Source organism: Cupriavidus sp. 207A1 (assembly GCF_057798955.1).
On record NZ_JBYOJO010000010.1, the window covers coordinates 267576 to 276756 of the forward strand.

Annotated in this window: 9 protein-coding genes; 8 read left to right on the plus strand and 1 reads right to left on the minus strand. The window is 67.6% G+C overall.

The window, feature by feature from the left end:
• Positions 1 to 59 precede the first annotated feature (59 nt).
• Positions 60 to 998: an amino acid ABC transporter substrate-binding protein gene (locus AC3FMM_RS19890; RefSeq protein ID WP_115713076.1), complete on the plus strand. Its 939-nt coding sequence runs from the start codon at positions 60 to 62 to the stop codon at positions 996 to 998.
• A gap of 186 nt (positions 999 to 1184) precedes the next feature.
• Entirely contained in the window at positions 1185 to 1502 is a 318-nt protein-coding gene (locus AC3FMM_RS19895; protein ID WP_115682652.1) for an amino acid ABC transporter permease, read from the plus strand.
• Positions 1503 to 1595: 93 nt separating this feature from the next.
• On the opposite strand, the gene AC3FMM_RS19900 is transcribed toward AC3FMM_RS19895, so the two are convergent.
• On the minus strand, positions 1596 to 2507 hold the full coding sequence (locus AC3FMM_RS19900; RefSeq protein WP_116314804.1) for a hypothetical protein: 912 nt from the start codon (positions 2505 to 2507) through the stop codon (positions 1596 to 1598).
• Between the two features lie 457 nt (positions 2508 to 2964).
• Here AC3FMM_RS19900 and AC3FMM_RS19905 point away from each other — a divergent pair, with 457 nt between their 5' ends.
• The 6 genes from AC3FMM_RS19905 to AC3FMM_RS19930 form a co-directional block, all read left to right on the plus strand.
• Positions 2965 to 4698, plus strand: coding sequence for a glycosyltransferase family 39 protein (locus tag AC3FMM_RS19905; protein ID WP_488687341.1), 1734 nt, complete (start codon positions 2965 to 2967; stop codon positions 4696 to 4698).
• 18 nt (positions 4699 to 4716) lie between these two features.
• Positions 4717 to 5088 carry a DMT family transporter gene (locus tag AC3FMM_RS19910; RefSeq protein ID WP_115713074.1) on the plus strand — a complete coding sequence of 124 codons (372 nt, stop codon included), beginning with the start codon at positions 4717 to 4719 and terminating at the stop codon, positions 5086 to 5088.
• Positions 5089 to 5140: 52 nt separating this feature from the next.
• A complete protein-coding gene (locus AC3FMM_RS19915) occupies positions 5141 to 6313 on the plus strand; it encodes a DegT/DnrJ/EryC1/StrS family aminotransferase (RefSeq protein ID WP_488687342.1) in 1173 nt (390 codons plus the stop codon).
• Entirely contained in the window at positions 6310 to 7266 is a 957-nt protein-coding gene (locus AC3FMM_RS19920) for a glycosyltransferase (RefSeq protein ID WP_373429559.1), read from the plus strand. The genes AC3FMM_RS19915 and AC3FMM_RS19920 overlap by 4 nt, the downstream gene beginning before the upstream one ends.
• On the plus strand, positions 7266 to 8207 hold the full coding sequence (locus AC3FMM_RS19925) for a formyltransferase (RefSeq protein WP_488687343.1): 942 nt from the start codon (positions 7266 to 7268) through the stop codon (positions 8205 to 8207). The genes AC3FMM_RS19920 and AC3FMM_RS19925 overlap by 1 nt, the downstream gene beginning before the upstream one ends.
• Positions 8204 to 9181, plus strand: a 978-nt coding sequence (locus tag AC3FMM_RS19930; RefSeq protein ID WP_488687344.1) for a bifunctional UDP-4-keto-pentose/UDP-xylose synthase, incomplete at its 3' end; no start/stop codon positions are given. The genes AC3FMM_RS19925 and AC3FMM_RS19930, both read left to right, overlap by 4 nt.

Sequence of the window (9181 nt, forward strand, 5' to 3'; positions counted from 1 at the left end):
GGACCGGGGTATACCCTAACGTCTTCGCCGGATTGCCGGCTGCTTCTCAGTTTCCCCGCATGACCGCCTTCGCCTTGCCTGCCCTGGCCGCCCGCCTTCCCCGCGCCCTCCGCCCGCTCGCGGCAATCCTGCTCGCCGCCGGCGCCGCCGCCATGCTGGCCCCGGCCGCGGCGCACGCCCAAAGCCCGGTGCTCGACAAGATCCGCGACGCCGGCACCATCGTGCTGGGCTACCGCGAATCGGCGCTGCCGTTCTCGTTTGCCGACGACAAGGGCCAGCCGGCCGGCTATGCCGTCGACCTGTGCCTGCGCGCGGCCGAGGCGGCGCGCCAGAAGCTGGGCCTGAAGGACCTGAAGGTGCGCTGGATGCCGCTGACGCCGCAGAACCGCATTCCGGCGGTGGTGAACGGGCTGGTCGACCTGGATTGCGCCCCCAACACCAACTCGCTCGAGCGCCAGAAGCAGGTTGCGTTCAGCGTCTCGCACTATGTGTCGACGGTGCGCATGCTGGTCCGCGCCGACTCGGGCATCCGCTCGTTCGGCGACCTGCGCGGCAAGACCGTGGTCACCAGCGCGGGCTCGACCGGCGACCGCCACGTGCGCCGCTTCAAGGGCCAGTACGGCTATCACGACGTCTACGCCAAGGACCACGGCGAATCGTTCCTGCTGCTGGAATCGGGCCGGGCCCAGGCCTTCGTGATGGACGATGTGCTGCTGGCCGGACTGCGCGCGCGCGCCAAGGATCCTTCGCAATACGTCATCGTCGGCCCGGCGCTGTCGGTCGAGCAGAACGCGCTGATGCTGTCCAAGGCCGATCCGGAATGGAAGCGACTGGTCGACCAGACCCTGGCCACCACCTTCGCCGGCCCCGAAGTCAAGACGCTGCAGCAGCGCTGGTTCCAGCAGCCCATCGGCAGCCGCGGCATCAACCTGGCGCTGGCGCCTTCGGGCGAGGTGCGCGCGGCCTGGAAGCATCCGTCCGACGCGGTCACCGAATAAGGCGCGCCGGCGGCGCCATGCGCAATCGCGCTGGCGCCGCAATTCAGGGTTTCCATGAGGTTGTCGCGCCGGGCAAGCCCCAAGTTGACAGTCGTGAAGGATGTTGGCGACACTGGCCCGAGCCATCCCTGTGCAGGGCAGGCCAAAGACACGACCGCCCGACGGCGGCATATCTCAGGAGAATCCATGAACAAGTTCGTCGCGACCGCGATCGCACTCTGCCTTGGCGCCGCTTCGCTGGCCGTGCAGGCACAAACCGGCGGCAAGCAGCAGTTCGATCCGTATTCCCAGGGTGCCAAGTCGGGCGAGAAGTTCGACCCGTACAGCCAGGGCGCCAAGGCCGGCGACAAGTTCGATCCGTACAGCCAGGGCGCGAACAAGAGCACCCGCACCGACCTGACCGACCCGTCCGCCGCCGACAAGAAGCCGGCCAAGCAAGGCACCAAGAAAAAGAACAACAAGAGCAGCAAGAAGAAAGCCACCCCCGCTCCGGCTGCCAGCTGAACCACGGCTGCCCCGGATACAAGAAAACCCGCCGCGGCGGGTTTTTTTGTGCCCTCGCGGGCTAGGTGGCCATGGCGCCGGCCACGGCATCTGCTAAGGCGCCTGCGTGTCGCGCTCCAGCGCGGTGACATCGACGCGCTGCACCTTGTCGTCCTGGCGCACCTCGGTGCGCAGCACGAAAGCCTCGGCCGGGCAGTACCAGTCGGTGACGTGCATCACGGTGGGCTCGACCTGCACCAGTTCGCCACCGATCATCAGCGGCCCCAGCGAGGTGCGCTTGTCGTAGGAAATCGGCTGGCATTCCTTGCGGCCCATCAGGGTGTCGAGCATCTGCAGCCTGCCCACGTGGCGCGAACCGATATGGATGGTGGCCCGCTGCGCGTCCATGGTGCTGACCGCTTCATCGGAGCCCAGCGGATAGACCTTCAGCGAGACGCTGGAACTAAATACTTCGCCCTCCAGCGTGGTGCCTTCGCGCAGGTCCAGGCCGGCGTAGTTGAACACCCCCTTGCCGCGGAACGCCGCCTCGCCATACATGCGGGCATAGCGGGCGCGCGCGTTGATGATGGCATGCTGGCTTTCGATGCTGGTTTGCGCCTCGGGCGCACTGCGCTCGATCACCACCTCATGGACCTGGTTGGTGATCACCGGCGGCCCCATCAGCGCCGACAGCGCCGACTTGGAATTGACCTCGAGCTGGGCGCGGCACCCGGTCGGGCTGCGCTTTACATCGCGCAGGGTCATGCGGATCGACATCGGCATCACGCCGTCGCCTTCCATCTGCACATGAGAGCCGGAGCGGAACCACGGCGCGTTGCACAGCACCGCCGCGGCGGCGGCCTGCGCCTGGCTTGCCGCTGCCTGGGCGATGCCGCCGGTGCCGGGCAGCACCGCCATGCCCTGGGCGCCGGCGGGTTGGGCGGAGAGCGTCCCAAACAACGCCACGAACGCCGCCGCGCACGCCAACAGGCCGGCCTGCCGGATTTGCTGAACCCCTGTCTTCACGTCGATCCCCGTCTGGATTGTCCCGCGCCCGGAATCGGCGCCCGTCCCGCTGATATCTGACTGCATCACCTCGGAATTATGGCGTTTTTGTTGCGCATGTAACTGGTCATTTCACGCCGTCGTCGGTCTAACAGCCATGCCGACGACGATGCCGGGGCTCCTTCACCGGTTCGGTCGGCCACATATGCTTTATACATCTCATTTCACAAACAACGGGCGCCGCCGCCACTTCCGGCATCCGTCCGGAGTGACTTGGCCGCCGTGCTACCATTGCGCGCCTCGCGTATTCCAGCGGTTGTGGCGTTCCGGGCGCCTCGCGGTCACGGCGCGCCTGCAGTGCGCTCGCGCGGACATTCCGGTCCGGTGTCCACCGCCAGGCCCGGCTCTGCGTTGTGATGGCTTCCTCATCGCCACGCGACGCCTGAGACCTGGTTCGCCGCGCTTTTCCAGGAGATCCATGCGTAGTTCATCGACCTCGCGGTTTGTCGCCGCGCCGTCCATCGGAGCCACCGCAAGTACCGTCATGCTGGTTGGCCTGCTGATCCTGCTGGTCTGGTTCGGTACCCTGGACATGCGCCACCTGCTGCGCTCCGATGAAGGCCGCTACGCCGAGATTGCCCGCGAGATGGTCGCCACCGGCGACTGGGTCACGATCCGCTACCACGAACTCAAGTATTTCGAGAAACCGCCCTTCCACATGTGGGTGACGGCGCTGGCCTACACCCTGTTTGGCGTCGGCGACTGGCAGGCGCGCCTGTGCGTGGCGTTGTCCGGCATGCTCGGCATCGGCGTGTCGATGCTGGCCGCGGCCCGCTGGTACGGCTGCCGCGTGGCGATGCTGACCGGGCTGGTGCTGGTGTCGACGCCGATGTGGAATGTCGCCGGCCACTTCAATTCGCTCGACATGACGCTGTCCGCTGCCATGGCATGCGTGCTCGCCTGCATGCTGCTGGCCCAGCATCCGGCGGCCACGCCGGCCGTGCGGCGCAACTGGATGCTGGCGTGCTGGGCGGCGATGGGGGTGGCGGTGCTGGTCAAGGGCCTGGTCGGCCTGGCCTTGCCCGGCCTGGTGCTGGTGGTCTATACGCTGGCGACGCGCGACTGGAAGCTGTGGGGCCGCCTGCATCTGCTGGCCGGCATCGCGGTGCTGCTGGCGGTCACGGTGCCGTGGTTCTGGCTGGTGTCCGAACGCAACCCGGAGTTCCTGCGCTTCTTCTTTATCCACGAGCACTGGCAGCGCTACACCTCCAACGTGCACCACCGCGAGGGCGCGCTCTGGTTCTTCGTGCCGCTGCTGCTGGGCGGCTTCCTCCCCTGGCTGGGCCTGGTGCCGCAGATGTGGCAGGCGGTGCGCGAACGCGCCGGGGTGGCGCGCGGCAATGCGCCGCGCCCGTTCCAGCCGGCGCTGCTGGCCGGGCTGTGGGCGGTGGCGATCTTCGTTTTCTTCAGCCTGTCCGGCTCCAAGCTGCCGGGCTATATCGTGCCGGTGTTCCCGGCGCTGGCGCTGCTTGCCGGCGTGGCGCTGGATACCACCACGGAACGCGCGTGGCGCTGGCAGGTCAATGCCATGGTTGCGCTCGGCGTGATCGGGCTGATCGCGATCCCGTTCGTCGGCATGATGGAAAAGCCGGGCACGCCCAATGCGGTGTATCGTGAGTTTGCCGCATGGCTCGCAGTCGCCTTTGCCGTGATGCTGGGCGGCGCGCTGCTGGCTCGCCGGCTGCTGCGCACCCGCGGCGTGCTCCCCAGCGTAGTGGCCTATGCGCTGGCCATGTTGGTCTGCGCCACGGTCGGACTGCGCGCCCACGAAGTGATGGGCCGGCCGAGTTCCGGCGCTGACCTGGTGCCCGCGATCAATGCCGTGCTGGCGCCGGACATGCCGCTGTACAGCGTGCGGCTGCTGGACCACACGCTGCCGTTTTACCTGCGCCGCACGACGATCCTGGTCGAGCATCCGGACGAACTCGAATTCGGCATCAGACGAGAGCCGCAGAAGTGGATCCCGAGCGTCGACCAGTTCCTCGCGCGCTGGCAGGACGGCCAGCGCGCGGTGGCGATCAATGCGCCGCAGACCAACGCCGCGCTGGCCGCGCGCGGCGTGCCGATGCACAAGATCGCCGGCGACCGCCGGCGCGTGGCGGTCGCCAATTTCGCCCTGCCCGGACAGCCAGCACAGACGCAAGCACCGTAATCCGCCAACCGCCTTGCCATGACGCTTTCCACCTTTGCTTTCATCCTGACCGGCGTGCTGCTGAATGCGGCGGCGCAGCTGCTGCTCAAGGCCGGCGTCAACGCCGTCGGCGCCATCACGCTGGATCGCGGCACGCTGCTGGTCACGGCCGTGCGCGTGCTGACGCAATGGCCGGTGCTGGCCGGGCTCACGCTGTACGTGGTCAGCGTGGGCGTCTGGATCGTGGGCCTGTCGCGCGTCGATGTGTCGATCGCCTATCCGATGCTGTCGCTGGGCTATGTGGTCAATGCGCTCGCGGCCTGGTGGCTGTTCGGCGAGATCATCGGCCCCTTGCGCGTGGCCGGCATCCTGCTGATACTGGCGGGCGTCTTCCTGATCGCCCGCTCCTGAAGGCTGTACGCACCTTCGCCTGGCCTGACCGCCGCCGCCTCCTTCGCCTGCCATGACCGCTTCCGCTCCCGCCTTCCTGCCGTTTGTGCGGCCCGAGATCGACGCCGCCGCCATTGCCGAGGTCGGCAAGGTGCTGGCCTCGGGCTGGATCACCTCCGGACCGAAGATGCAGGCCTTCGAGGCCGCGCTGTCCGACCTGTTCGGCGGGCGCCCGGTGCGCACCTTCGCCAACGGCTCGGCAACGATGGAAATCGCGCTGCGCATCGCCGCCATCGGCCCCGGCGATGAAGTCATCACCACGCCGATCACGTGGGTCGCCACCGCCAACGTGGTGGTGGCCGTGGGGGCGAAACCGGTGTTCGTCGACATCGACCCGCGCACGCGCAACCTGGACCTCGATGCGGTCGAGGCCGCCATCACGCCGCGCACGCGCGCCATCATGCCGGTCTACCTGTCCGGCCTGCCGGTCGACATGGAGCGCCTGTACGCGATCGCCGCCAGGCACGGGCTGCGCGTGATCGAAGACGCGGCCCAGGCGATCGACTCGCGCTGGCGCGGCCAGCGCATCGGCGCCTTCGGCGACCTGGTCAGCTTCAGCTTCCAGGCCAACAAGAACATCACCACCATCGAAGGCGGCTGCCTGGTGATGAACACGCCCGAGGAAGCCGTGCGCGCCGAGCGCCTGCGGCTGCAGGGCGTGATCCGCACCGGCCTGGACGGCATGGATGTCGAAGAGCCGGGCGGCAAGTTCAACCTGACCGATGTCAACGCCGCGGTCGGCCTGGCCCAGCTGGAGCGGCTCGATGCCATCACCGCTCGCCGCGCCGAACTGGCCGACACCTATTTCCGTTGCGCCGCCGACAGCGGCCTGCAGGCCCTCGGCATCGAACTGCCGCAGGCGCTGGACCCGCAGGCGGCCACCACCAACTGGCACATGTTCCAGGTGGTGCTGCCGACCGAGCGCATGCGGGGCGGGCCGGCACAGGCGCGGCAGAAGCTCATGGAAGCCATGCGCGAGCGCGGCATCGGCACCGGCGTGCACTACCCGCCGGTCCATCTTTTCACTTACTACCGCTCACTCGGCTGGCGCGAAGGCATGCTGCCGCACGCCGAGCGCATCGGGCGCGGCATCGTCACGCTGCCGCTGTTCCCGGCGATGCAAGCCTCGGACGTGGAGCGGGTCTGCGCAATCCTCAGCGAAACATGCAAACGTCTTTCCCAATGAGCCCGGTCCAGGTCTCGGTCGTCATTCCGGTCTACAACGAAGAAGACGGGCTGCAAGCCCTGTTCGATCGCCTCTATCCGGCGCTGGATGGTCTCGGCGAATCCTACGAGATCATCTTCATCAACGACGGCAGCGTCGACCGCTCGGCGCAGCTGCTGGCGGCGCAGTTCCACAAGCGCCCGGACGTGACCCGGGTGGTGCTGTTCAATGGCAACTTCGGCCAGCACATGGCGATCCTGGCGGGCTTCGAGCACACCCGCGGCAAGATCGTGATCACGCTCGACGCCGACCTGCAGAATCCCCCCGAGGAAATCCCGCGCCTGGTCGAGACCATGCGCGCCGGCCATGACTACGTCGGCACCATCCGCCGCCAGCGCAACGACACCGCGTTCCGCCGCTATGCCTCGCGTGCGATGAACCGGCTGCGCGAGCGCATCACCAGGATCCGCATGACGGACCAGGGCTGCATGCTGCGCGCCTATGACCGCAGCGTGATCGACACCATCAATGCGTGCCGCGAGGTCAATACCTTCATCCCGGCGCTGGCATACACCTTTGCCTCGAACCCGGTCGAGATCGAAGTCGGACACGAGCAGCGCCACGCGGGTGAATCGAAATACTCGCTGTACCAGCTGATCCGCCTGAATTTCGACCTGGTCACCGGTTTCTCGATCGTGCCGCTGCAGTGGTTCTCGGCCATCGGCACCTTGCTGTCGCTGCTGTCCGGGGTGCTGTTCGTGGTGCTGCTGGTGCGGCGCTTCGTGCTGGGTTCCGAAGTACAGGGGCTGTTCACGCTGTTCGCCATGAACTTCTTCCTGATCGGCATCCTGCTGTTCGGCGTGGGCCTGCTGGGCGAATACGTCGGCCGCATCTACCAGGAAGTGCGCGACCGCCCGCGCTACCGCATCAAGGCCATTCTCGAGGCCGACCCGGCCCGCACCGTGGAGCCGTGATGCGCGCCGTCGTCTTTGCCTACCACAATGTCGGCGACCGCTGCCTGCGCGTGCTGCATGCGCGCGGCGTGGAGGTGGCGCTGGTGATCACCCACCGCGACCGGCCCGACGAGAACATCTGGTTCCGCCACGTGGCGGACACCGCCGCCGAGTTGGGCATGCCGTTCCTCTATGGCGAGGACCCGACCGATCCCGCCATCGCCCAGGCCGTGCGCGACGCGCGCCCGGATGTCATCTTCTCGTTCTACTATCGCGCCATGATCCCCGCCGGCGTGCTGGCGCTGGCACCGGGGGGCGCGTTCAACATGCACGGCTCGCTGCTGCCGAAGTACCGCGGCCGCGTGCCGGTCAACTGGGCGGTGCTGCACGGCGAAACCGAGACCGGCGCCACGCTGCACGTGATGGAAGCCAGGCCCGACGCGGGCGATATCGTCGACCAGACCGCCGTGCCGATCCTGCCCGACGATACCGCCGGCGAAGTGTTCGCGAAGGTCACCGTGGCGGCCGAGCAGACGCTGTGGCGCGCGCTGCCCGCGATGATGGCAGGACAGACGCCGCGCCGCCCGAACCGGCTGGCCGAAGGCAGCTATTACTCGGGGCGCAAGCCCGAGGACGGCCGCATCGACTGGAACCGGCCCGCCGCCGAGGTCTACAACCTGATCCGCGCGGTCGCACCGCCCTACCCCGGCGCGTTCACGGAAGTTGGCGGGCAGCGCTTCATCGTGGCGCAGGCACGCCGGCCGCTGCCGGGTGCGGTGCCGTCGACTCCCGCCGGCACGCCAACCGGCCTGCAGGTGCGCGACGGCCAGGTCATCGGCGTGTGCGGCGACGGCGGCCTGGTCATCGTCACGCGGCTAGCGGCACCGGACGGCGCTGCCGTCACGCCGCAGGCGCTTGCCCTGCATCTCCATACCGAACAGTCCGACGAGGGAAACCGATGAAAAAGGTCCTGATTCTCGGCGTCAACGGCTTCATCGGCCACCACCTGACGCGCCGCATCCTGGAAACCACGCCGTGGGAGGTCTACGGCATGGACATGAACACGGACCGCCTGGGCGACCTCGTCGACCACCCGCGCATGCATTTCTTCGAGGGCGACATCACCATCAACAAGGAGTGGATCGAGTACAACATCCGCAAGTGCGACGTGGTGCTGCCGCTGGTCGCCATCGCCACCCCGGCCACCTACGTGCGCCAGCCGCTGCGCGTGTTCGAGCTGGACTTCGAGGCCAACCTGCCGATCGTGCGCGCCGCGGTCAAGTACCGCAAGCACCTGGTGTTCCCGTCGACCTCCGAGGTCTACGGCATGTGCGGCGACGAGGAATTCGACCCCGACGCCTCGCCGCTGGTCTACGGCCCGATCAACAAGCCGCGCTGGATCTACGCCTGCTCCAAGCAGCTGATGGACCGCGTGATCCATGCCTATGGCATGGAGCAAGGGCTCAATTACACGCTGTTCCGCCCCTTCAACTGGATCGGCGCGGGGCTGGACTCGATCTTCGAATCGAAGGAAGGCTCGTCGCGCGTGGTGACGCAGTTCCTGGGCCATATCGTGCGCGGCGAACCGATCAGGCTGGTCGACGGCGGCGCGCAGCAACGGGCCTTCGCCGACATCGCCGACGGCATCAGCGCGCTGATGCGCATCATCGAGAATCCCGGCGGCGTGGCCAGCGGCAAGATCTACAACATCGGCAACCCGGACAATATCCACTCGGTGCGCGAGCTCGCCGAGATGATGCTGAAGATGGCCGCCGACTACCCGGAATACGCGCAGCAGGCGCGCCTCACCCAAATCGTCGAGACCTCGTCGGGCGACTTCTACGGCAAGGGCTACCAGGACGTGCAGCACCGCGTGCCGAAGATCGACAACACCATCGAGGAGCTGGGCTGGCGCCCCGAGATCGGCATGGAAGCG